22 protein-coding genes are annotated in these 21,739 nt (G+C 62.3%); 10 read left to right on the top strand and 12 right to left on the bottom strand.

Going from position 1 to position 21,739, the window contains the following annotated elements; translation table 11 throughout:
* Positions 1–10 precede the first annotated feature (10 nt).
* Together CS1GBM3_RS03570 and CS1GBM3_RS19720 are read right to left on the bottom strand one after the other, a co-directional pair.
* Positions 11–274, bottom strand: coding sequence for a DUF1488 family protein (locus CS1GBM3_RS03570; protein WP_072391493.1), 264 nt, complete (start codon positions 272–274; stop codon positions 11–13).
* A gap of 26 nt (positions 275–300) precedes the next feature.
* A complete protein-coding gene (locus CS1GBM3_RS19720; RefSeq protein ID WP_171946418.1) occupies positions 301–438 on the bottom strand; it encodes a hypothetical protein in 138 nt (45 codons plus the stop codon).
* Positions 439–1,229: 791 nt separating this feature from the next.
* Between CS1GBM3_RS19720 and CS1GBM3_RS03560 the strand changes: the two genes are divergently transcribed.
* Positions 1,230–1,439 (top strand): cold-shock protein, encoded by a 210-nt coding sequence (locus CS1GBM3_RS03560; RefSeq protein WP_072393591.1) that lies wholly within the window; start codon positions 1,230–1,232, stop codon positions 1,437–1,439.
* Between the two features lie 413 nt (positions 1,440–1,852).
* Here the strand turns inward: CS1GBM3_RS03560 and CS1GBM3_RS20210 are convergent, their stop codons facing one another.
* The 5 genes from CS1GBM3_RS20210 to CS1GBM3_RS19220 form a co-directional block, all read right to left on the bottom strand.
* On the bottom strand, positions 1,853–1,981 hold the full coding sequence (locus CS1GBM3_RS20210) for a hypothetical protein (protein WP_280172725.1): 129 nt from the start codon (positions 1,979–1,981) through the stop codon (positions 1,853–1,855).
* A gap of 135 nt (positions 1,982–2,116) precedes the next feature.
* Positions 2,117–2,329, bottom strand: a complete 213-nt coding sequence (locus tag CS1GBM3_RS03550) for a cold-shock protein (RefSeq protein WP_072391485.1) — start codon at positions 2,327–2,329, stop codon at positions 2,117–2,119.
* 52 nt (positions 2,330–2,381) lie between these two features.
* Positions 2,382–2,597 (bottom strand): hypothetical protein, encoded by a 216-nt coding sequence (locus CS1GBM3_RS03545; RefSeq protein WP_139247771.1) that lies wholly within the window; start codon positions 2,595–2,597, stop codon positions 2,382–2,384.
* A 313-nt stretch (positions 2,598–2,910) separates the two neighbouring features.
* On the bottom strand, positions 2,911–3,183 hold the full coding sequence (locus tag CS1GBM3_RS03540) for a hypothetical protein (RefSeq protein ID WP_072391479.1): 273 nt from the start codon (positions 3,181–3,183) through the stop codon (positions 2,911–2,913).
* On the bottom strand, positions 3,183–3,602 hold the full coding sequence (locus CS1GBM3_RS19220) for a hypothetical protein (RefSeq protein ID WP_083567016.1): 420 nt from the start codon (positions 3,600–3,602) through the stop codon (positions 3,183–3,185). The genes CS1GBM3_RS03540 and CS1GBM3_RS19220 overlap by 1 nt, the downstream gene beginning before the upstream one ends.
* A gap of 535 nt (positions 3,603–4,137) precedes the next feature.
* Between CS1GBM3_RS19220 and CS1GBM3_RS03525 the strand changes: the two genes are divergently transcribed.
* Both CS1GBM3_RS03525 and CS1GBM3_RS03520 read left to right on the top strand, forming a co-directional pair.
* Positions 4,138–4,776 carry a tyrosine-type recombinase/integrase gene (locus CS1GBM3_RS03525; RefSeq protein ID WP_072391473.1) on the top strand — a complete coding sequence of 213 codons (639 nt, stop codon included), beginning with the start codon at positions 4,138–4,140 and terminating at the stop codon, positions 4,774–4,776.
* A 230-nt stretch (positions 4,777–5,006) separates the two neighbouring features.
* Complete coding sequence (locus tag CS1GBM3_RS03520; RefSeq protein WP_244534542.1) at positions 5,007–5,582, top strand: GNAT family N-acetyltransferase; 576 nt, start codon at positions 5,007–5,009, stop codon at positions 5,580–5,582.
* Positions 5,583–5,780: 198 nt separating this feature from the next.
* On the opposite strand, the gene CS1GBM3_RS03515 is transcribed toward CS1GBM3_RS03520, so the two are convergent.
* Positions 5,781–6,119: a P-II family nitrogen regulator gene (locus tag CS1GBM3_RS03515; RefSeq protein WP_072391459.1), complete on the bottom strand. Its 339-nt coding sequence runs from the start codon at positions 6,117–6,119 to the stop codon at positions 5,781–5,783.
* Positions 6,120–6,535: 416 nt separating this feature from the next.
* Between CS1GBM3_RS03515 and CS1GBM3_RS03510 the strand changes: the two genes are divergently transcribed.
* On the top strand, positions 6,536–8,017 hold the full coding sequence (locus tag CS1GBM3_RS03510; RefSeq protein ID WP_072391456.1) for an MFS transporter: 1,482 nt from the start codon (positions 6,536–6,538) through the stop codon (positions 8,015–8,017).
* A 14-nt stretch (positions 8,018–8,031) separates the two neighbouring features.
* A complete protein-coding gene (locus tag CS1GBM3_RS03505; RefSeq protein WP_072391452.1) occupies positions 8,032–9,741 on the top strand; it encodes a bifunctional protein-serine/threonine kinase/phosphatase in 1,710 nt (569 codons plus the stop codon).
* 311 nt (positions 9,742–10,052) lie between these two features.
* On the opposite strand, the gene CS1GBM3_RS03500 is transcribed toward CS1GBM3_RS03505, so the two are convergent.
* A complete protein-coding gene (locus CS1GBM3_RS03500) occupies positions 10,053–10,412 on the bottom strand; it encodes a winged helix-turn-helix transcriptional regulator (protein WP_072391449.1) in 360 nt (119 codons plus the stop codon).
* A 246-nt stretch (positions 10,413–10,658) separates the two neighbouring features.
* Between CS1GBM3_RS03500 and CS1GBM3_RS03495 the strand changes: the two genes are divergently transcribed.
* On the top strand, positions 10,659–11,060 hold the full coding sequence (locus tag CS1GBM3_RS03495) for an ester cyclase (protein ID WP_072393585.1): 402 nt from the start codon (positions 10,659–10,661) through the stop codon (positions 11,058–11,060).
* 92 nt (positions 11,061–11,152) lie between these two features.
* Positions 11,153–11,545: a RidA family protein gene (locus CS1GBM3_RS03490; RefSeq protein ID WP_072391446.1), complete on the top strand. Its 393-nt coding sequence runs from the start codon at positions 11,153–11,155 to the stop codon at positions 11,543–11,545.
* Between the two features lie 256 nt (positions 11,546–11,801).
* On the opposite strand, the gene purL is transcribed toward CS1GBM3_RS03490, so the two are convergent.
* A complete protein-coding gene (gene purL, locus CS1GBM3_RS03485) occupies positions 11,802–14,033 on the bottom strand; it encodes a phosphoribosylformylglycinamidine synthase subunit PurL (RefSeq protein WP_072391443.1) in 2,232 nt (743 codons plus the stop codon).
* Positions 14,034–14,356: 323 nt separating this feature from the next.
* On the opposite strand from purL, the gene CS1GBM3_RS03480 reads away from it, so the two are divergent.
* From CS1GBM3_RS03480 to mdoH, 3 genes are all read left to right on the top strand, one after another.
* Entirely contained in the window at positions 14,357–14,755 is a 399-nt protein-coding gene (locus CS1GBM3_RS03480; protein WP_139247769.1) for a hypothetical protein, read from the top strand.
* Between the two features lie 721 nt (positions 14,756–15,476).
* Positions 15,477–17,045 carry an OpgD/OpgG family glucan biosynthesis protein gene (locus CS1GBM3_RS03475; RefSeq protein ID WP_072391438.1) on the top strand — a complete coding sequence of 523 codons (1,569 nt, stop codon included), beginning with the start codon at positions 15,477–15,479 and terminating at the stop codon, positions 17,043–17,045.
* The gene (gene mdoH, locus CS1GBM3_RS03470) at positions 17,042–19,045 is read left to right on the top strand and encodes a glucans biosynthesis glucosyltransferase MdoH (RefSeq protein WP_244534541.1); all 2,004 of its coding nucleotides are present in this window, start codon (positions 17,042–17,044) and stop codon (positions 19,043–19,045) included. Before CS1GBM3_RS03475 ends, mdoH begins: the two co-directional genes overlap by 4 nt.
* 31 nt (positions 19,046–19,076) lie before the next feature.
* Here mdoH and CS1GBM3_RS03465 read toward each other — a convergent pair whose 3' ends face one another.
* Both CS1GBM3_RS03465 and CS1GBM3_RS03460 read right to left on the bottom strand, forming a co-directional pair.
* A complete protein-coding gene (locus tag CS1GBM3_RS03465) occupies positions 19,077–20,078 on the bottom strand; it encodes a YcjF family protein (RefSeq protein ID WP_072391432.1) in 1,002 nt (333 codons plus the stop codon).
* Positions 20,075–21,529 carry a YcjX family GTP-binding protein gene (locus CS1GBM3_RS03460; RefSeq protein ID WP_083567015.1) on the bottom strand — a complete coding sequence of 485 codons (1,455 nt, stop codon included), beginning with the start codon at positions 21,527–21,529 and terminating at the stop codon, positions 20,075–20,077. Before CS1GBM3_RS03460 ends, CS1GBM3_RS03465 begins: the two co-directional genes overlap by 4 nt.
* Positions 21,530–21,739: the final 210 nt, after the last annotated feature.

Raw genomic sequence — 21,739 nt, 5'->3', positions numbered from 1 at the left:
CCCCGCACGATCAGAAGTCTGATGCCTGCAGTGTGTAGGCGTCTCTGCGGCGCCCGGAATATAGTTTCGACGCGACGTCGAGGATTTGATCTCGATGGCGGTCGAACGCAATGAGAATTCCCGTCTCGTCCATCTTCGGATTTGGGCTCATGCGGGAGAAGGCGCGCTGATCAAGGAAGAAGCTGATCTCGAGCGCACCATCATAACCCCAAAAGCGCACGCGGCGTCCGCGTGCGTCGTAGCTGCGGCTCCGATTGGGAAAACTCAGCGTCATTGTGTGACGTCACCTTCCTCCTTGCTCTAGTTGGCGGCCTGGAACACCACGTATGCTACGAGCACCAGTGCAAGCACGATTGGAACGAGCAATGACGGAATCCACGGCGCAAGCGTCCGCCAGCCGGTCTTCTCGGCAACGAAGGGAGGAGTCGGATCATTCATAAGGGAAAAATCCTTGTTTCTGGCACTCAATCTCGCATTGTGAACGGCGACAGTGCCCATGCATGCTCAAATCCGGACGCACGTGTCAGACCCGACAATAGGATGGAAGGGCATTGCCCGTTAGTGTCGGAATCTACTCAGAACACAAGGACAGATGCTGGGGCATCAACGGCTTGCGGGGCGGAACGTCACCGTGGGGCAATCATGTCTTCTGCCCCGAGTTTGCGGACCTCCGCCAAATTCGGGGACCTCTCAAACTGAACCAGCCGTTCGCCACTCCAAATTCTACGCCATCATTCAATTCGGTCCCCATGATCTCCTCATTGGCGAGCCGCGCCGCTATGGCACCAAACATATCGTGCTCGCCGGGCTTGGTGTGCCTTTGATCAAGCAGTTCCATTATTCGTTGGGCAATCTGTTCCGGTGTCCGCATGGACATTCTGATTTCCTCCTACGTCCCAAATGCGCGGGCTTCTCCGGAAGCTGTGAGCTTGAGCCCGCTCCTACGTGCGGGAGAGTGGGAGACGATGGCCGATGCCTGCGATGGTGGATTGCGGAACGGTAGCGGGCTATGGACCGCCGAGGCACCCTCGGAAACTACTCAGATGAGGATGAACCCTTGCAATGAATGGGGGCTGCTCTTACTTTAACACATCGAGTTTGGCCGGAATACGGGCCGCTGTGCTCAGCGCCGCTGAGCGTATGTTCATATACCCCAAAAATCGAAACGTAGAGCTGGCGTGCACCTCACGGCGTGCGCCGGCTCGTTAGCATCAATGATTGGAGTGATCATGAACACGGGAACAGTCAAATTTTATAATGGACAAAAAGGCTACGGATTCATCGCGCCAGACAACGGAGGAAGCGATGTGTTTGTCCACGCGAGTGCACTCGAACGTGCCGGGCTGACGAGCCTGACGGAAGGACAGAAGGTCTCTTTCGATACCGAACAGGATCGGCGTTCCGGTAAGACTGCCGTCGTAAATATTCAAGTAAGCTGAACGCAGTCACGCACGTCAGGCACTTTACCGTAAATGCCGGCGCTTGGATCTTGCCCGATAGGTCATGAGCGCCGGCAAGTTGGGTCCCAACGTACGAGTCTAACCTTCCCCATTGGAGGATTATCATACGTCGAACGCATCCAATATCACGCGAAGCAGGAGAATGCCGTGAGCGGGAAGTGCCCAAAATGCAATGCGGAGTCCCATGTTCTCATCGAGTATTTTCGTGCACGCGATGAGGGATCGAAGCGGACCGTGCCTGCCATCCAATTCCTGTGCGAACAGTGCCGGACGATTCTTGGTATCGCTCTCGATCCCGAATGGCAGGCGCAAGTCGTTGCCGGACAACTCCGACCTGTCGGAACTAGTGAACAGACTAGCCACTGACGCCCATGGTCAACGTCGGATGCTGGTTATTGACCTGCCATGATGTGCCCAATGTATCCGGCAGCAAGGACTAAGGCGACGAATGCGACGAACAGGATCAGCGCTGAGGTCGCCGCAAAATCGCTCGTATCGTTCGGCCGGGGATCGGGTGCCACGAGTATGCTCCTGGGCGCATCGAACCATTTCCGGTACGCCGAAGAACTCTAACGTACGTGACGTACCCGAGACTGACGTCGTCTACTCCAGCGACAGGCGATGCCGCGAAGTGCTGCCGGCACGTGAGCGCGCAATCAGTCGGTGCGAATGTTCGAGACAGAAATTCTTCCGGACCGGCGATCCTCCTGGATATCGAAGGTCACCTTTTGCCCCTCACTGAGGAGGATGTGCGCACCGGATCGCTCGAGGGCTGTCGCGTGGATGAACACGTCCTTTCCGCCATCATCTGGCTGAATGAAACCAAAGCCTCTTTCAGAATTATAGAACTTTACGGTTCCAAGTTGCATGACTCTTCCTAATTGGTGGTCAAGATACTCTCTGCGCGCAGGCGGATAAGGGTTATTTGGGCAGCGGATCGTGGGCGCCGCGCGCTGCGCTAGCCCTCCGCGACGCGCTCAGACGCTTTTCGAGCGATCGCAACGCACTGCGCTCGTCCGTAAACCGTTCGTCACCCGTTTCCCAGACCTCATTGTGCAGTAGATCTGCTTCGAAAATGCGAATGTTGGAAGGACTGGTTAGATAGACATCTGCCGTCGTGTCGACGATGCGGCCCACGAGTGTGTCATCCAAATAGACGTCTCTCGCCAGGCAAGAGGATTGTGGGTCAATAGGGTTCCAGCCAGCAGCCAGTCTGAACAATCTCGGCTCCCGTCTTAGAGCCTGTTCGCGTAGGTGAGGTCGCGCCCGGAGTAGTGCGCGCTTGGCTCGCCGTGATGGTGAACGATCAACGCGACGCTCGCACGATGTGCCAGAGCTTTGCCAAAGGCTTCGGCTACACCTTGGCGTCGCGAAGCAAGTAAGGGAATACCTATCTGGCTCAACACGACCCAATTATCATTGGCGCCTTGAAAGACCTGGAAATCGCGTTTCACACGAAGCTCCCTTCTTGATTGGTGTTGAGCCGTGGCAGCGGGTACCCGTCGCTCGCGTAGAGATTGCGGATCGCGACGTCGTCATAGCGATCCTCATCTATCTCGAGAACGGCGCCGACTAGTTTGTCGGGTTCCAGTTCCTCGATGGCATAGCGGATGGCGACGGCCGCAGACTCAAAGCGACGATATGAAACCATTTTACGCCGAAAGCCCTTGCCCTTCGACGGGAACAACTCTGCTGGAGCACTGTAGTCGAATGCCTCGATCATCAGGCATTTCCCTCCTGAAGGCTCGCAAGTTCACGTTCCTTGGCCACGCGTTCAAAACCCTCGTCGGTCGATTTGATCCTGTAGGTGAGATCTTGCCCCTCGATTGGTAGCAGACGCAGGATGGTGACTACGGATGGACCAACGGATCTCTGAGGAGAATGAAAGATCACGCTCTGGCCGACTTTGAACCTATGCGCTGCCATCTGTTTCGCTGGATCCTTTCTTTTGCCGCCGCGCTCGCCAGACTGGAGTCGCTCAAGGCGGTCCACTTTGCCCCATAACGTTGCGCAAAGATTCGCGTCGGCGCCGCTTTGAGACGCACCAATGGCTACGCGTTCCATCCACGCCCTCGTCATTGCAATGTCGAGGAGCCGGGCCGCGTCGCGACTAAAACCGGGAGGATCCTGCGGAAAGGGCATGACTGTGCTCCAATCTGGCGGGAGCACTCGCATCTCTCAGCCGCTGGAGCCTATTCGTGCCAGCGATAGGCCTGATATGGGGTGCCGGGGCGCAAAAGTCCACCCCTACGGTTGCGCAGTGGATTTCGCCGTCTTTAGGACTATCGACATCAGCCAGAAACGACGGACGACAATATTCTACGTCGTCGCGTCGCTCGGCCGGATGCACACACGCTCGCCCAGGACCATAATGCTGAGAATGATCAAGAGCCTGTGCCATTGCGAACGGTTCTTAAGACAGTACTCCGACCTTTTCGCGGCACGGTCCTTACGGGGCTGCCTGTCCTGCCGGCGGCCAGCGCTACGAGCAACCTCAGTCTTGTCCTTCATGAGCCTGCCATCAATGCCGCCAAGCATGGCGCGCTCAATGCATCGAACGACAAACAACCCCGGTTGAGCAGCTTCGGAAGATTTTGAGCCCGAATCCGGTCGGGACATTCGCTCCTCGGCTCGTACAGGCGCATGCTGATCTGTCTCTCAAATAAGGAGACAGACCATGGACAACAATCACGAAACTAAAAATCTGAAGCCTGTCCGCAACGAGCCTTGGAACAAGGGAAAGCTTATCGGGGCAAAGCCGCCACTGCGGCCAAGCCACGTTTGGTCGATAAGAACGAAGCTTCAGATGGCAGATCGGAAGCGGGACCTAGCACTTTTTAATTTGGCCATCGACAGCAAGCTCCGAGGCTGTGACGTTGTCGCGCTCCGCGTTGATGATGTTGCGCCGAGCGGCTATGCGATGGATCGAGCGACAATCCGGCAGAAGAAGACGGGCCGGCCCGTGCGGTTCGAGCTGACGGACCAAACTCGCTTGGCCATCGACGATTATCTAAGGATGACCGGGCGCAAATCCGGGCAATTCTTGTTTGCTGGTCGCGGCGGAGGCTTCCACGGACTGACTACGAGACAGTATGCCCGGCTCGTCCACGAGTGGGTTGCCAGTATAGGCCTTGATCCGGCGAAATTCGGCACGCATTCGCTGCGACGCACAAAGGCAGTGCTAATCTATCGGAGGACCGGCAACCTCAGAGCTGTCCAGCTTCTGCTCGGACATTCAAAGATCGAGAGCACGGTGCGTTACCTCGGTATCGAGGTCGACGATGCGATCGAGATCGCGGAGAAGATCGACATCTGATGGCTGCATTGCACCTATCAGTAGACTTAGTCGGCGTGCGCACGGGGGGCGCCGACTTCGAACGCGGCGATGGCCGCTTCTGGGACGGTGCGCCTTTGTGCGGCGCACTGGCAGAAAAGACCGATTAGGTCGCTAGTGGCCCGAAGCCACCGTCAGGCGCTATTTCGTCGAACTTCGTGAAACTCCCACATGGCCCACGAACTCGGGCGCCCAGCATCATGGAGGATAGCGTGAAGGTGCGAACCACGAGTCCGGACGATGAAAATCAAGTAATCGCTACGGTGATCCTTGCTTTTGGTGGGGATCCAATGACGCGGTGGGTCTGGCCGGAGGCACACCAATACATAACGGTTATGCCGAAGGTCGTCCGCGCGTTTGGCGGCGCGGCTTTCGCGCACGGCGGTGCCTTCTGTTCGTACGGATACGTGGGAGCGGCGCTATGGCTGCGGCCCGGCGTGCATCCCGACGAAGAGCGTTTGCTTGAGCTGATGGAACGCACCGCCTCGCCAGGTGCGCGGGAGTCGGTCCTCGCAGTCTTCGAGGAGATGGCGAAATACCATCCCGAGGAGGCCCATTGGTACCTGCCGCTCATCGGCGTCGACCCGGCGCATCAGGGCAAGGGTCATGGAGATGCGCTGATGCGGTACGCGCTGGAGCAAATCGATCGCGAGAAGGTGCCAGCGTACCTAGAGGCCAGCAGCCCGCGGAATATCCCTTTCTACCGTCGTCACGGCTTTGAGGAGCTCGGCACGATACAGGTCGGCTCCTCACCCGCGCTCGTTCCGATGTTACGACGTCCGCGATAGTGGAGTGTCGACAGAGAGCGAATGTCTGGTTGTGACTCGGGAGCGGACATGCCCATCGGCCCTTGGAGGACAAAGTCGTGGGAACTTCTGCAGTGCCGAGTATAGCGGACATCCGTGGAGGCACGCTGACATCAAGGCGTCCCGTTTTGAGGACGCGTCCGCATTTCACCTACAAGCCGAAAACTAAGGCTCAGGGTCTTACAACGGATCGTTGCAGATTTCGCCAGTGCGGATTCGCGTCATGGTTTCGACCACCGACACGAAAATCTTGCCGTCCCCGATGCGGCCGGTGCGCGCCGCCCTTTCGATGACCTCGAGCGATTTGTAGACTCGATGTGATGGGATAACGATCTCGATTTTGATCTTTGGAAAGAAGTCCATCACGTACTCGGCGCCGCGGTAGAACTCCGTCCGCCCTCGTTGCCGGCCACACCCCTTCACCTCGGTCACCGTCATGCCCTCGATCCCCATGCGACCGAGCTCGGCGCGCACCTCCTCGAGCTTGAACGGTTTGATGATTGCCGTAACGAGTCTCAAATGCGCACCTGCGGAACCTAGATAGACGGCGAGGCATCAGCTCATTCAATGGGCAATCCCCCGCTCTAAAATCAATCAAAATGCACCAAAAGCCAGCAAGCTAGGCCGTGAATGTGCCTTGCGTGGCACACAGCCGCGGTCCTCCCTTCCTCTTTCCTTTGCACATTGCTCCGCACTCTTGTCTAAGGGTTGAGCGCTGCCGGGCAACGAGGGTCGGCAGACATTTCGGCTGCTGCCAACGACGACGTTTGCAGGCGGCCCGCATCCCACTCACGAGATCGATCGACTACGGCTTTGCAGGCAGGAAAATCCTGTCGCGACGAAGCTCGTGCCACATGGCCAACGCGTGACGCGTGGCTCTGCCTTTCTCAGATGCGCAAGCCCGTCTCTCGCAAGAAAAATATAATGAGAGCAAGATGACAACGACGACGCCGGTCCGTCTCAATCTCTGGAGCCGAGAGCCTAGGATCAAGGTCCTTCATCTCACATGGCTCGCGTTCTTCGTCAGCTTCATTGTCTGGTTCAATCACGCGCCGCTCATGGCCGCGATCCGAAGCTCGCTCAACCTTACTGAGCAAGAGGTCTCGGCGCTCCTGATCCTCAATGTAGCCCTGACCATTCCGGCGCGCATCGTCGTGGGCATGCTCGTGGACAAGGTCGGCCCACGCCTCATGTATTCCGCCCTGCTCGTGGTCTCCGGGATTTTGTGCATCCTCTTCGCGCTGGCCGACAGCTTCACGACGGCGGCGATCGTGCGCTTCCTGCTCGCGTTCGTGGGCGCCGGGTTCGTCGTTGGCATCCGCCTGATCGCCGAGTGGTTTCCAGCCAAGGAGTCCGGATTCGCTCAAGGCATTTATGCGGGCTTCGGAAACTTCGGATCGGCCGCTGCCGCGGTGACGCTTCCGACTATCGCTCTCTTCGTCGGTGGTACCGATGGATGGAGATGGTCGGTGGGGCTCACGGGCGTGGTCGCGATCGCCTACGCCGTCGTTTTCTATCTCACGGTCCGCGACACGCCGAAGGGCTCGACCTATTTCAAGCCCAAGAAACTCGGTGCCATGGAGGTGACCAGCCGGGGCGATCTCCTCTTGTACATGATCATGCAAGCGCCGCTCGTCCTCGCCATGGGCATTCTGGCCTGGAAGCTCGGCCCATCCGGCCTCAATCTCCTGTCCGGCGACGTGACCAACATCATCTACGCCTTGCTCGCTACCTACTACGTCTACCTCATCCTCGACACGTGGCGGGTGAACAGCGCCGTTTTCAAAGGCAAGCCGGTCCCCGAGATCCATCGCTATAAGTTTCGCCAAGTCGCCGTGCTCAGTTTGGCGTATTTCATCACCTTCGGCTCGGAGCTGGCGGTCGTCTCCACGCTTCCGCTTTTCTTCAAAGATAACTTCGCGCTTTCACTCGCAATGGCGGGTCTCGTGGGGGCGAGCTTCGGATCGACCACGTTCTTCGCCCGTCCCGCCGGCGGGTGGCTGAGCGACCGCTTCGGCCGCAGGCCTGTTCTCTTGTGCTGCTTTGCCGGAACCGCGACGGGTTATTACGCCATGAGCTTCATGGGACCCGCCTCGGGCGTTGCCTTCGCCGTGCTCGCGACCTTCTTCTGCTCTCTTTTCGTCAATGCCGGTAACGGCGCCGTCTATGCCATGCTACCGTTGATCAAGCGTCGCTTGACGGGGCAGATCGCCGGACTTGTTGGTGCGTTCGGCAATGTCGGCGGCGTTCTCTACCTCACGCTCTACTCCGCCGTCCCGCCACGGACATTCTTCGAGATCGCGGCTGCGGCGGCTGTCTTTGGCGTCGTGCTGATCTACTTCTTCATTGACGAGCCGAGAGGGCAAATCGCCGAGGAGATGCCCGACGGATCGGTTACCCTGATCGACGTGTCATAACTCAGGATTGAGCCATGCCGATCGGCCCTGCGGTCACCATCGGTCAGCACTCTCTCGCCGGTCGCAAGGCCCGCAACGACGACTCCTACGGCGTCCTGGTTCCCGAGCCTGCGTTGCTCGAAACCAAAGGTGTCGCGATGGCGATCGCCGACGGCATGAGCTCGAGCGAAGCCGCCAAGATGGCGAGCGAGACCTGCGTCCATAGTTTTCTCGACGACTATTACTCGACCCACCCGTCGTGGACGGTGAAGACCTCGGTCCAGCGGGTGCTGACCGCGATCAACCGCTGGCTCCACGGTCAGAGCGAGGCCAACTACGCCAGCGACCGGGGAATGGTGTGCACGTTCACCGCGTTGGTTCTCAAGTCGGCGGTGGGACACGTGTTCCATGTCGGAGACTCGCGCATCTACCTCGTGCGCGGCGAAACGATCGAGCTTCTGACGAATGATCATCGAGTTCGGGTCTCCCGGGACCAGGAGTATCTTTCGCGCGCTGTCGGCATAGCGCCCGACCTTCAGGTAGACTACAAGACGGTGCCGCTCGAGGCCGGCGACATTCTGGTTTTCACGACCGATGGCGTACACGACTTTCTGCGCGATACTCAGATCTCCTCGATCCTGCGCGCTTCAGGCGACGACCTGACAGAGGCGGCGAAACAGATTGTTGCCGCCGCTTTCGCCAACGGCAGCCCAGACAACCTCACATGCCAGATCGTGCGCATCGATGATGCCGGCCACCCGGACGAGGAAGCCCACCTCAAGAAGCTCACCGCGCTCCCGATGCCTCCCGAACTCGTCCCCGGCCAGGACTTCGAGGGTTATACCATTCTTCGCGAGTTGCATTTAAGCAAGCGGACGCAGATCTACTTGGCGCGGGAAGGTCAGAGCGGCACGACCGTCGTCCTCAAGACGCCTTCGGTCAATTACGAGGACGATCCCGTCTATCTCGAGATGTTCACGCGCGAGGAATGGGTTGGACAGCTCGTGACGAGCCCGCATGTTCTGAAGGTGCTGCGGCCAGCCCACGTGCGCCGGTCTCTCTACTATGTGACCGAGTACTTCGAAGGGCAGACGCTCAGGCAATGGATGCTCGATCATCCGCGGCCGGATCTCGAAACGGTGCGCGGCATCATCGAGCAGATTGCCAAAGGGCTGCGCGCTTTCCACCGCAAGGAGATCATCCACCAGGACCTCAAGCCTGAGAACGTGATGATCGACAAGGCGGGCACGGTAAAGATCATCGACTTCGGCTCGTCGCGCGTCGCGAGCCTCGCGGAGGCCTCCATCAGCGTTCAGAAGCCCGATCTGGTTGGCACGATCGACTATACGGCGCCGGAGTATCACTTGGGCGAGACGCCCACAAACCGGTCGGACATCTTCTCGGTTGGCGTCATCGCTTATGAGCTTCTGACGGGGAAGCTGCCGTACGGCCGCGGCTTCGGGCATCAGCGCGACATCGCCCGGCTGGAGTACATTCCCGCTTCGTCACTCAACGAGGCCGTTCCTCGCTGGGTTGATGCCGCGCTCGCGAGAGCCGTATACAAAAGCCCCACTCAGCGCGCCGAAGCACTTTCCGTTCTTGTCGAGGACTTGCGACGTCCGAACCCAGACTACAGAGACGAGCCGCGCGCTCTTCTGGAGCGAAACCCCGTTGCCTTCTGGCGGGGACTGTCCGTAGTCCAGCTCGTTTTGAATTTGCTGTTGCTGTACCACTTGTCGCGATGAAGGCGTTGAAGCCACGCCACTGGGCTGGGCCCTGCGTGCGCTATGGCGCGACCGCAACTGGGCTCAATTCAACGAGTGGATCTGGGCACAGCACTAGTACTCTGCCCGGATATGATTGAAAGCTACGGGGCCTTCGCTCACTGAGACACCGGTTAGCATCGAAAGCGGACGCATCGAGTACGACGCTTGCCAGTGCGACCTCATCAGCGTTGGATGTCCACGCATGGGATCGAACACCCAAGACGGGCGATTGTACGCAGTAAGCCCACATGCCGGCACTTGGCCCGAAGCCGCCCTGGCCGGCAAATACACTACTTCGGATTCTTATCGAAACTTTCGCGCGCTTTAAGAACGCGACCCATGTTCGCGATCGCCCATTCTACGACGGGCCCCATGGCGACGTTCAGAGATCGACCAAGGGCGGTCAGTTCATACTCGACCGTCACGGGCACAGTCGGGAAAGCGCGGCGGGTGAGAAGTCCGTCTTGTTCAAGCGCGCGCAGCGTTTGAGAGAGCATCTTTTGGGATATGCCGTCGATCTCGCGTTTCAACGCGCTGAAACGCTTTGGCCCATCCTCGAGCAGAGAGAGCACGAGCACCACCCATTTGTCCGAGATGCGGTCGAGTAGCTGACGCGTCGGACACTTTGCTGAGTAAGGATTCCACTTCATCTTGAGCGACCATCATGAGGTAACCACCGGGTACCTATATATCCAGATAGTGCCTTCTTTACAACAGAAACTAACATGCCAAAATCACCTTCATCGGCGCTCCCGCTGAGTTGCACGCATGAAAGGATGATGGAAATGCAAAGGATCACCGCCACGCTGGTTGCTTGCGCGCTTCTCGGAGGCTCTGCGTTTCTTGAAGCACTTGCCGCCGAGGAAAATCGGCCGCAGCAAACACAGGAGGTACAGATGTCGGACCCCAAGGCACTATTGGCACAGTTTGGCGCCAAGATTTTCGGAGAAAAGGATTTCACCGCTCTCGGTGGCCTGATGCGGGAAGACTACATCCAGCACAATCCGCTCGTCGGGCAGGGGAGCAAAGGCTTCAAGGATTTCTTCGAAGCCTGGTTTAAGGCGTCTCCGGACTTCAAGTTCGAGCTGAAGCAGATCGTATCCGAAGGCGACAAGGTGTGGGTCTACGGAACATACTCCGGGACGCACAAGGGTGACTGGCTTGGCATCCCCGCCACCGGAAAGGCTTACAAGTTCGACGCAGTGGACATCTTTCGCGTCCAGGACGGCAAACTGGCCGAGCATTGGGATGTGCTCGACGTCTACAGTCTGTTCAAGCAACTGGGCACCATCAACTAACACCTTCGGAGCCGCGCAATCGTATTGCGCGGCTCCACTATGCTGCAGAACCGTCGGCACCGCTTTCCAGCGACCACAGAGGAGAATTCCATATGGCCCAGCGTGACGCCGTTTCCCCCGCCGGTAGGCATGACCTCTTCACTTCACAGACGTATTCCGCAGCAATCAGATCAGATGATCTCCTGTTCGTGTCCGGTCACGTCGGCAGTCGCAGCGATGGCTCTCCCGAGCCGGACTTTGAGGCTCAGGTCCGTCTGGCATTCGCCAATCTTGAGGCGACGCTGCAGGCGGGAGGATGCGGGCTCGACGATATCGTCGACGTGACGACCTTTCATACCGATCCCGAAAATCAGTTCGGCACGATCATGACCGTTAAGAGCGAAGTCTTCCCGAAGGCGCCTTATCCGAATTGGACGGCGATCGGCGTCAACTGGCTTGCGGGGTTCGACTTCGAGATCAAGGTCATCGCCCGCATTCCCGGCTGAATATCAAGCAAGAATTTCGAAACAGCGCAGGCGCGCGATATGCCGTGGGGGAAATCCGCCTGGCACTGTTCGCCGCTCGCGCCGGTGTATGATCGGCGTCTTAGGAACGGCAAGAGCCGTTGGAGCAGCATGAACGGTCATCGTGATAAGATCTGCGACTTCCGCTCATGGCCCGAAGCCGACGTTGGAGCGCCTCCAGAGGCGTCCTGAATCCGACTGTGCACCACGTAGGCGTAACGATCGCAAACGCCAGCCCCTAGACCTCGCCGGCCATGTACTCCGGCAGCCAGCCTTCGGTGATCGCGGCCAGATCTGAAAGCGGCAGCGGATCCTCGCCCTTGAGCACGATGGCTTCGCCCCCGGTGCGTCCAACGATGCGCGCCGGCAATGCGAGCAGACGCGCCCGCTCGACGATCTCCTCCGCGCGCGCGGGATCGACCGCCAGCACGTAGCGGCCCTGGTCCTCGCCGAACCAGACGGCGTGATGCGGAAGCTTGCCCTCGTAGGCGAACAGCTCGACGCCGATGCCGCCCGCGCCGCTCTCGCGCGAGGACAGCGCCATCTCCGCGACGGCAACCAGGAGCCCGCCATCCGAGACGTCATGCACGGCCGATACCTTGCCCTCGCGGATCAGCGAGCGCACGAGGCGGCCCGCTTTGATCTCGTCGGCGAGATCGACCGGCGGCGGTGCGCCTTCGAGTTTTTCGCAGATGATTTGCTGATAGAGCGACTGCCCGAGCCAGCCCTGCTCGCGCCCGATGACGATCAGAAGCTCGCCCTCGCGCTTCAGGCGGATGTCGGTGATGTGCGCCACGTCGGGCACGAGGCCGACCGCGCCGATGGCGGGCGTCGGCGGGATGCCGACACCGTTGGTCTCGTTGTAGAGCGAGACGTTGCCTGACACGACCGGGTAGTCGAGCACGCGGCAGGCTTCGCCCATGCCGCGCACGGAGGCTACGAACTGGCCCATGATCTCGGGCCGCTCCGGGTTGCCGAAGTTCATGTTGTCGGTGATGGCGATGGGATCGGCGCCGACGGCGGTCAGATTGCGCCACGTCTCGACGACGGCCTGCTTGGTGCCCATCTCGGGATCGGCCGCCACGTAGCGAGGCGTCACATCGCAGGTGACAGCAAGGCCCTTCTTCGTGCCGTGCACGCGCACGACGGCCGCATCGCCGCCGGGCCGCACGATGGTGTCGCCCATGACCATGTGGTCGTACTGCTCCCACACCCAGCGGCGCGAGCAGAGCGCAGGCGAGCCCATCATCTGGCGCAGCGCGTTGAGATTGCCGTTCGGCGCCTTGACCCATTGCGGCAGCACGGGCTGCGGCGGCACCGGCTGGAACCAGGGCCGCTCGTAGACGGGCGCCGAGTCGGCGAGCACCGGTACCGGCAGGTCGGCTTCCACCTGGCCCTTGTGCTTGACGATCATGCGGCCCGTATCGGTGGTGATGCCGATGACCGCGAAGTCGAGGCCCCATTTCTTGAAGACCGCTTCCGCCTCGGGCTCGCGCCCGGGCTTCAGGATCATGAGCATGCGCTCCTGGCTCTCTGAGAGCATCATCTCGTAGGCCGTCATGTTCTCTTCGCGCTGGGGCACATGATCGAGATCGAGCTCGATGCCGACGCCGCCTTTGTCCGCCATCTCCGATGTGGAGGAGGTGAGGCCGGCCGCACCCATGTCCTGGATGGCGATGATGGCGTCCGATGCCATCAGCTCGAGGCAGGCTTCGATCAGGAGCTTCTCGGTGAAGGGGTCGCCCACCTGCACGGTCGGGCGCTTCTCCTCGCTGTTGTCGTCGAATTCGGCCGACGCCATCGTCGCGCCGTGTATGCCGTCGCGGCCCGTCTTCGAGCCGACGTAGACGACGGGCAGGCCAACGCCTTTGGCCGCCGAGTAGAAGATCTTGTCCGCTCTCGCGAGGCCGACGCACATGGCGTTGACCAGGATGTTGCCGTTGTAGCCGGCGTCGAAGTTGACCTCGCCGCCGACCGTGGGCACGCCGACGCAGTTGCCGTAGCCGCCGATGCCGGACACGACGCCTGACACGAGGTGGCGCGTCTTGGGATGTGAGGGATCGCCGAAGCGCAGCGCGTTGAGGTTGGCCACCGGACGCGCGCCCATCGTGAACACGTCGCGCATGATGCCACCCACGCCCGTCGCCGCGCCCTGGTAGGGCTCGATGTAGGAGGGGTGGTTGTGGCTCTCCATCTTGAAGACGGCCGCGTCCCCGTCGCCCAGGTCAACGACTCCGGCGTTCTCGCCCGGGCCCTGGATGACCTTAGCGCCCGACGTCGGCAGCGTCCTGAGCCAGACGCGCGACGACTTATAAGAGCAGTGCTCGCTCCACATGACGGAGAAGATGCCGAGCTCGGTCAGACTCGGTTCCCGGCCCAGGATCTTCAAAAGCCTCTGGTATTCGTCGGGTTTGAGCCCATGCCCGGCAACGATCTCAGGCGTGATCTTGGAGGTCGCGGCGTCTTGCATCCGTTGGCTTTCGTGTGCGCGAAGGAGTGACTATCGCGGTGCTTATAACGGGTGGAAACGCGCTTGTCGCTTCCGCGTGGCGGCTTGTCCCAAGGCCGCGACGGGCGGAAGGCGGCTGGCAATGCATGATCCAAGTCAACAAGGATGCGACAACGGATCAATTGCGACAGTACCGCGCTGCACAAAATTGGCCACTGCTATGCATCATCATAAATTCTCTCCGAGAACTCATAGTGTTAGAAGATCAGCAAGCCGGAACGCGGGCCACCAAGAGCCGTGCCGCGGCGATCCCTGAGCTTCTCGTTTATGAAGGAGAGAGAACCATGTTGAAGGCGACGAAGGCCGTTGCTGCAGCAGCGGGTTTGATGGGTGTTGTCACAGCGGGTGCAGTGTTCGCCGACACCGTCGGCAAGGCGGAGCCGGGTAGCAAGCACGAGATCCTGGCGCCGGGCCGGGGCGTGAGCCTGCACGTCGGCGGCAAGCACGCGGTTGGCTACTTCGAGACCAGGAACAACGCCTGCCACCTGACCGTGGTCGTGGCGGATATCTCGGGCGGAGAGACGGGCCTCGACAGCCCCGGCACCCGTTTCGTGGTTCCCGTCATGCCGGGTGCCGGCGTCCAGCTCGACGCCAGCGCCGGCCAGTCGGCCGAGTTCTTTTGCGGTCCGGGCGCCACGCGTATGAACGCACGCGTCTTCGATCGTGCGCCCTACAAGTCGTAACCAAGATGCGGCACAGTCCCAGTGCCTAAAGAGAGGGCAGGTCCAAGACCTGCCCTCGTTTTGTTCAAGCCTTGAAGATTACTGAAGAAAATTGCCGGTTGGTAGCTGTCCAATGCGGCTAATGCATTGCTGGTGAGCAAGTGCCGCACTTCCTCGCGGCAGGCGGCGCGGATATATATTCGGTCACGCGAAGCACAAACCCAGAGAGACTTTCCAATGAAAGCCGTGTTGCTCGCGCTGCTCCAGAGCCTGTCGCCCGCAAAGGGCAGTGGTCACAAGCAGCGCTGAGTTCGGCTCCCGGCGAGAGGCCGGCGAACCCGATACTCACCCCGGCCTAGCCGGGGCGAAAGTGGGGACGGACTGCAAGGTTCGTCCCTATTTGTTTGGGGAACGCTACCGGCTCTTCACGCACTTCAAGGATCGTCCTTGCCGCGAGCATGGGCCTCGGCTATCGTTTTTGCAGTGCAAAAACTGCGTCTTCGAGTCGTGGCGGCAGGCTTCGCGGCGCAACTCTGAAAAAGGCGCGATGTGTCAATAATTGTTGCCACAATCGACGTTTATCTGCTTTGCGCTTCGCGGAGTCGAGCTTCCGCGTATTGGGTGATTGGACTGTCACGGGGGAGTGCTGGATGGCGGGCTGTTGGGCACCTTGTGGGCCCATCGCGCCAGTGTTCGGCAGCGCGGCAGGACAGGGGTGGCTGTCTCCGGAATTGACGCACACATGAGCGATGATCCTGGCTTGGGCCGAGGCCCAGATCGCCGCGGGGTGCTTGCGGGCGCGGGGGCATCCGCGCTTGCCGCGTTTGCTGGAGCCGCGCTGCGCGTAGCGGAAGCTCAAGCGCAGACGCCGCCGCCTCAAGGCGAAACCTTCGCCGCTGATCATGTGCGCAAGCTCGCGCAGGAGCTGGCTGCGCGCGATTTCGCGAAACCGCGAGTCGACCTGCCCGAGCCTTTCAACGCACTCACGGCCCAGCAGTACCGCGACATCCGCTTTCGCTCCGAGGCCGCCGTCTGGCGTGGCGAGGGGCTTGGCTATGAAATACAACTTTTGCCGCTCGGCTGGCTCTACGAGACGCCGGTCGAGATCTGGGTCGTCGAGGGCGGCAACGCACGCCTTCTGCGTGCCGACAGCGCAAGCTTCTCTATCGGCCCGGCAATAGAGAAGGCGCCGGACACCGCACCGTTCGCATTCTCCGGCTTCCGCGTCGTCGGCCATCTCGACAACATCGAGACCATGAACGAGTTTGTCTCCTTCCAGGGCGCGAGCTACTTCAAGGCTGTCGGCCGCCAGCAGCAGTATGGCCTCTCGGCGCGCGGCCTTGCCGTCAACACCGCACGCCCCGTCGGCGAGGAGTTCCCGGTCTTCCGCGCCTTCTGGATCGTGAAGCCCGCGGCGGCGGCCGGCGACATCGTCATCCATGCGCTGCTCGACAGCGAGAGCATCGCCGGTGCCTACCGGTTCACCATCCGCCCCGGTCGCGCCACCGAGATCGAGGTCGACACGGTTCTCTTTCCGCGGCGCTCGTTGAACCACGTCGGCATCGCGCCGCTGACCAGCATGTATTTCCACGGACCGGGACAAGGACGGATCGAACGCGATTATCGTCCCGCCGTGCACAACAGCGAAGGCCTCGCCGTCATCAACGGCCACGGGGAGCGGCTGTGGCGCCCCCTGTCCAACCCCAAGATGCTGCAGACCAGCGCCTTCGTGGACAAGGACCTCAAGGGCTTCGGATTCGTGCAGCGCGAGCGCAGCTTCTTCGGCTTCGAGGACCTCGAGGCGCGCTACGACCGCCGTCCCACGGTGTGGATCGAGCCGCAGGAGAGCTGGGGCGACGGATACGTCGAGCTGATCGAGATCCCGATCAGCGAGGAGATCCACGACAACATCGTGGCCTACTGGAAGCCGGCCAAGTCGCTCGAACCCGGCAGGCGATACAAGTTTTCCTATCGCATGTCGTGGGGCGACGAGGTGCCGGCTGTTTGGTCAGGCGCATCGGTGGTGAAGACGCAGGTCGGAGCAGGCCGCGCACCCGACACCACGCTGTTCGTCGTCGACTTCGCGGGGCCTGCCGTTAGGGACGCGCGCGAGATGCCCGTCGCCGAGCTCAATGTCACCTCGGGCACGACTTCGGGACTGAGCGTGCAGCGTCATCCCGAAATTCAGGGCTTTCGCGTGAAGTTTGAGCTCAATGCCGCAGGAACAGACCTCGTTGAATTGCGTTTATGCCTGAAGCTGGCCGGCCAGTTGATCTCCGAGAACTGGCTCTACCGATGGACGAGAGCATGAGCGCCGAGGACCTTGTAGATGGTGCGGCGGAGGGGACCCACGCGCCGGTTCAACCCTCGAACACCCTCCACTATGATGCAAGCGATCCGGCGTTGCTGCCGGAGCCGTCTCCCGTCGAGATGCCGTTGCAGGATTTTTCGGAGCGCCCGGCGCGGGTCTGGCCGCGCCGCCGCGGCCCAGCCATTCCGCGCACCGCGGTGTTTCTCGGCGCCGCGCTGATGACGGCGGCCTTCGCCTACGAGCTCTATGGCGTCTTGTCGTTCGTGCAGATGACGCCGATCCAGCTCCTGTTCCTTGTGCTCTCGACCATCACGTTCGCGTGGATCTCGGTCGGCACGCTGTCGGCAGCGCTCGGTTTCCTGCCGCTGTTTGCCGGCGAGAAGGCCGACACCATAAACATTCCGAATGCGGATGGCCCATTGACGGAGCGCACGGCGCTGTTGTTTCCGGTCTATCACGAGGAGCCGGCCCGCATCGCGGGCACCATCTCGGCCATGGTCGAGGAGCTGGCCTCCCTCGGCAAGGCCGACAAGTTCGACATCTTCGTTCTCTCGGATACCCGTGGTGCCGATGTCGGCACGGCAGAGGAGGCAGCGTACGCCGAGTTGGCGCGCGCCCAGGCCGACCGCGCGCGCATCTACTACCGGCGCCGCATCGAGAACACCGGCCGCAAGGCCGGCAACATCAAGGATTGGGTCGAGCGCTTCGGCGGCGCCTACGAGACGTTCATCATCCTCGACGGCGACAGCATCATGTCGGGCGTCGCGCTGGTGAGCCTCGCTCGCGCCATGGAGGCCGATCCGTCGGCGGGCCTGATCCAGACTGTGCCCAAGCTGATAGGCGGCAAGACGCTGCTGCAAAGGCTCATGCAGTTCGCGGCCAACGTCTACGGTCCCTCGACAGCGGCGGGACTCGCCTTCTGGAGCAAGGACCAGGGCAACTACTGGGGCCACAACGCCATCATTCGCACGCGCGCCTTCGCGGGCTGCGCGGGGCTTCCGAGCCTGCCTGGTCCGGCACCGTTCGGCGGCCATATTTTGAGCCACGACTTCGTCGAGGCCATGCTGCTGCAGCGCGCAGGCTGGGGCGTGCACATGGCGCCCTCGATCGAGGGCTCATACGAGAGCATGCCGCCGAGCCTGACCGACCTTATCGTGCGCGACCGCCGCTGGTCGCAGGGCAACCTGCAGCATCTGGCGCTCGTCGGCCGGGCAGGCGCGCCGGGCATGGGGCGCGTGCACCTTATGATGGGCGCGCTGTCCTATCTCATCTCGGCCGTGTGGGCTGGCGCTCTTGCCGTCGGCCTCGTGCTGGCGCTGCAGGGCCAGCAGCTCCTGCCGAGCTACTTCACCGATTCGAAGACGCTGTTCCCCATCTGGCCGACCATCGATCCCGGTGCCGCCATGCGTCTGTTCCTGGCCACCATGGCGGTCGTGCTGCTTCCGAAGGCGCTGGGCCTCGCGATGGAGCTGAAGCGCGTGCGCCGCGCCCGCGAGACGTTCGGCATCCCCCGCGCCTTCGCGGGCGTGACCACGGAAACCGTGTTCTCGATGCTGTTCGCACCCATCATGATGATGACGCAGACCTCCTCTGTGCTGCAGATCCTGCTCGGCCGCGACGCCGGCTGGAAGGCGCAGCGCCGCGACGCCGCGGCGATGACGCTGGTGGAAGCCATTCGCTTCCACTGGCCGCACATGCTGGTCGGTGTCGTGGTCACCATCGTCTGCTGGGAGACTTCGCCCGGATTGCTTGTCTGGATGGCGCCCGTGGTGCTGGGGCTCGTGCTCTCCGGCCCGCTCAACTGGTGGACGTCGCAGGATGCCGGCCCCGCCTTGAGCGCGATCCTCTCGACGCCCGTCGACAGGTCGCCGGCTTCGATCGAACTCAGGACCCTACGCTACACCGAGGTCTGGCGGGACCGCCTCACCGTGCCGTCACGAGAGTCGGACGAGGCCCGCCAGAAGGAGGCCGCGCTCGCGCGCGAGCTCGTCGCCGCGTAGGAACGCGCCGAGCAGCCGCTCCATATTTCCGCTACGACTTGCTGGCCTCGTCCTTCGTCCGGCGCAGAAGCTCCGGCAAGAGATCCCGCACCCGGACCGGTTCGGCATCGAGGAACGGGATCGGCCGAGTGACCGAGATCGCGGCCGTCCCGATGCGGGCCGTAAGCGCGCCGTTGAACACGCCTTCGCCGAGCCGTCGCGACAGCCGCCGCAACAGATCCTGCCCGAGAAACTGACCGATGAGGTCGTCCGTCATGGCAACGCCGCCCGTGGCGACGATGTGAGTGACGACCATGCGCGCGAGCCGCAGCGCGCCGAGACTGCCCGGTCGCCCGCCGTAGAGCGTCGCGAGGGCGCGCAAGAGCCGGAGGTTCTCGACCGCGACGTAGAGCATCGCCACCCAGACCATGGGGCTCATGGCAGTCACCACCGACACACGCTTTGCCGACGCGAGCACGAGGCGCCGCGCCGTCGCGTCGAGCGGAGCCATCACCTCGCGGTCGGCGAGTCTGAGAAGTTCGCCCGCATCGCGCACGTCGCCCGTATGATCGCGCAGCCGTGCGAGGTGCCAGGTGAGGTCGCGCCGCCCGCGTAACGTCACCGCGAGCGCGGCGACGGTCTTGCGTTCGAGCGCCACGTCCTGCGTGCGCAGCGCCGTCTCCGCGTCGCGCCTGAGGCTCGCTAGCCGCCCGAGCCGGATCAGCCCCACGACCTCGCGCAGAACGAGCACCAGCCCCGTGGCGAGCGCAACTGCAACAAGGCTCGCGGCCGTCCAGCCGACCCAGTCGTCGCGCGCGAGCGCCGTCGAGACGAAGCTTGCGAAGCTCGCCGCGAGCGCGAGCCCGACAAGCGCCGTGACGGCCGACAGGAAGACGCCGCCGACGCTCGCGCCACTCGCAGCAGCCGGCTGCGGCGCAGCGCTCTCGAAGGCGAGATCGTCCTCGGCCGGCAACGCTGTCTCTGTGACGATCTTGGGATCGTCAGTCGAGAACACGCGCGGGCCTCGGCGCTCCGATGTCTGCGGGTCTGTCATGCGAGCCAGTCTCCGATCAGGAAGTCGAGCGCGCGGTCGAGGCGGATGTGCGGCGCGGCTGGGATCTCGCCGGACGCCTGCACGGGCTTGAGCTGCGGCGGCCGGAAGCGCAGAAACGTCAGCCCCAGCGGTGCCGTGCTGGAAAGCGCCGCGGCCGCGTCGTCCGGAAGATCGCCGGGAAAGATGGCCGCCTCGCGCCGCCCGTCGAACGTCTCGCCATCGACGCGCTCGCCGGGCAGCGGCACGCCGACGATGCACGGCAGCGTCGCGCGTCCGTCGCGAACCTGCGCCTCACGCGTGGCGCGTAACGCGGCAAGCGCCATCACGCGCGTCTCGGCGCCGGCGTCTCCGGCGCGCACCGCGGCTCGTTCCGTCAACAGACGCAGGATCGCCTCCAGCCGATCATGGCTCGTGTGGTGGATATGGTCTGCCTTCGTGGCGGCGAACAGCAGCCGGTCGATGCGCCGCGCGCCGATAAGGCTTGCGAGCCAGCTCGCAGGACCCGGGCGGAAGGCCTGCAGAACGGACGCCAGCGCCCGCTCGAGCTCGCGTACGGCCTCCGCGCCCCCATTCAGCGCGCCGAGTACGTCGACGAGCACGATCTGCCGGTCGAGGCGGCTGAAATGCTCGCGGAAGAACGGCCGCACGACGTGCTGCACGTAGCTGTCGTAGCGCCGCGCCATCATGGCCGCGAGGCTACCGCGCTCGGGCGACGCGCCCTCGGCCAAGTCGAGCGGGAAGAAAGTCAGCAGCGGCGAGCCTTCGAGGTCGCCGGGCATCAGGAAGCGACCTGGCCCGAGCGTCGCAACGACGGACTGCGCGCGGACGGCCTGCAAATAATCGGTGAAGCGACGCGCCCCGTCGAGCGCCGCGCGTTCGTCCTCGGGCGCGGCAGGATCGAGCCCCGCAACGAACGACAGCCAGTCCGAACTCGAAGCCTTGCGTGAGGGATCGCGGGCCCGCTCGAGCGCCTCTCGTGACCACGCCGCATAGTTTTGGCTGAGCATTGCGAGGTCGAGCAGCCATTCGCCAGGATAATCGACGATATCGAGATTGAGCCGGCGGATGCCGAGCGCGCGCCGGAGCGGATGCTCCGGCAGGAACGACAGCGCGACGCGCAGCTCCGCAACGCGCCGCGTGCTCTCCGGCCACGCAGGCGGATCGGCCGAGAGCGCCGCCACGTGGCTCTCGTAATCGAACCGCGGAACGTTGTCGTCGGGCTGCGGCTCGAGGGTTGCGGAAAGAAGGCGCCCGGAGGCTGCCGGCTCGAAGAAGGGCAGCCGGCCGCCCTGCGTCAGATTGCGGATCAGCGCCGTGATGAAGACCGTCTTGCCGGAACGCGCGAGCCCGGTCACGCCGAGCCGCAGCGACGGGGTGAAGAAATCCGCCAGCCGCGTGCCGGCCTGAGCCAAGCTGTCGGTCACGGTCAGGGAAAGATCGCTGGCGCGCAAGGGAAGCCTCGTTGGGTCTCCCCTAATTAGGCGGCGCGCGCCGTGGCCGCAAGGCGGCGGCTAGCCGTAGAAGACGACAAGCACGCCGGCGCTGATCACGGTGAGGCCCATGACAACCAGCGTGGCGCTGCGCAGAAACTCTTTCATTCTCTACTCCGGCGCCTGCAAGCCGCTTGCCTGCAGGCTATGCCCCAACCTATCGGGGACCGC

The sequence above is a fragment of the Hyphomicrobium sp. CS1GBMeth3 genome (assembly GCF_900117455.1).
GTDB lineage: Bacteria > Pseudomonadota > Alphaproteobacteria > Rhizobiales > Hyphomicrobiaceae > Hyphomicrobium_C.
The sequence above is the reverse complement of the archived record's forward strand: the minus strand, read 5'-3'. Positions and strand labels throughout refer to the sequence as shown.

Bases quoted from the DNA above. Each gene is read 5' to 3' on its own strand.
- CS1GBM3_RS03525 (WP_072391473.1), top strand. From the start codon at position 4,138: ATGGACAACAATCACGAAACTAAAAATCTGAAGCCTGTCCGCAACGAG.
- purL (WP_072391443.1), bottom strand. From the start codon at position 14,033: ATGCAAGACGCCGCGACCTCCAAGATCACGCCTGAGATCGTTGCCGGG.
- CS1GBM3_RS03500 (WP_072391449.1), bottom strand. From the start codon at position 10,412: ATGAAGTGGAATCCTTACTCAGCAAAGTGTCCGACGCGTCAGCTACTC.
- CS1GBM3_RS03505 (WP_072391452.1), top strand. From the start codon at position 8,032: ATGCCGATCGGCCCTGCGGTCACCATCGGTCAGCACTCTCTCGCCGGT.
- CS1GBM3_RS03550 (WP_072391485.1), bottom strand. From the start codon at position 2,329: ATGCAACTTGGAACCGTAAAGTTCTATAATTCTGAAAGAGGCTTTGGT.
- CS1GBM3_RS19720 (WP_171946418.1), bottom strand. From the start codon at position 438: ATGAATGATCCGACTCCTCCCTTCGTTGCCGAGAAGACCGGCTGGCGG.
- CS1GBM3_RS03480 (WP_139247769.1), top strand. From the start codon at position 14,357: ATGTTGAAGGCGACGAAGGCCGTTGCTGCAGCAGCGGGTTTGATGGGT.
- CS1GBM3_RS19220 (WP_083567016.1), bottom strand. From the start codon at position 3,602: ATGCCCTTTCCGCAGGATCCTCCCGGTTTTAGTCGCGACGCGGCCCGG.
- CS1GBM3_RS03540 (WP_072391479.1), bottom strand. From the start codon at position 3,183: ATGATCGAGGCATTCGACTACAGTGCTCCAGCAGAGTTGTTCCCGTCG.
- CS1GBM3_RS03475 (WP_072391438.1), top strand. From the start codon at position 15,477: ATGAGCGATGATCCTGGCTTGGGCCGAGGCCCAGATCGCCGCGGGGTG.
- CS1GBM3_RS03510 (WP_072391456.1), top strand. From the start codon at position 6,536: ATGACAACGACGACGCCGGTCCGTCTCAATCTCTGGAGCCGAGAGCCT.
- CS1GBM3_RS03465 (WP_072391432.1), bottom strand. From the start codon at position 20,078: ATGACAGACCCGCAGACATCGGAGCGCCGAGGCCCGCGCGTGTTCTCG.
- CS1GBM3_RS03490 (WP_072391446.1), top strand. From the start codon at position 11,153: ATGGCCCAGCGTGACGCCGTTTCCCCCGCCGGTAGGCATGACCTCTTC.
- mdoH (WP_244534541.1), top strand. From the start codon at position 17,042: ATGAGCGCCGAGGACCTTGTAGATGGTGCGGCGGAGGGGACCCACGCG.
- CS1GBM3_RS03495 (WP_072393585.1), top strand. From the start codon at position 10,659: ATGTCGGACCCCAAGGCACTATTGGCACAGTTTGGCGCCAAGATTTTC.
- CS1GBM3_RS03560 (WP_072393591.1), top strand. From the start codon at position 1,230: ATGAACACGGGAACAGTCAAATTTTATAATGGACAAAAAGGCTACGGA.
- CS1GBM3_RS03570 (WP_072391493.1), bottom strand. From the start codon at position 274: ATGACGCTGAGTTTTCCCAATCGGAGCCGCAGCTACGACGCACGCGGA.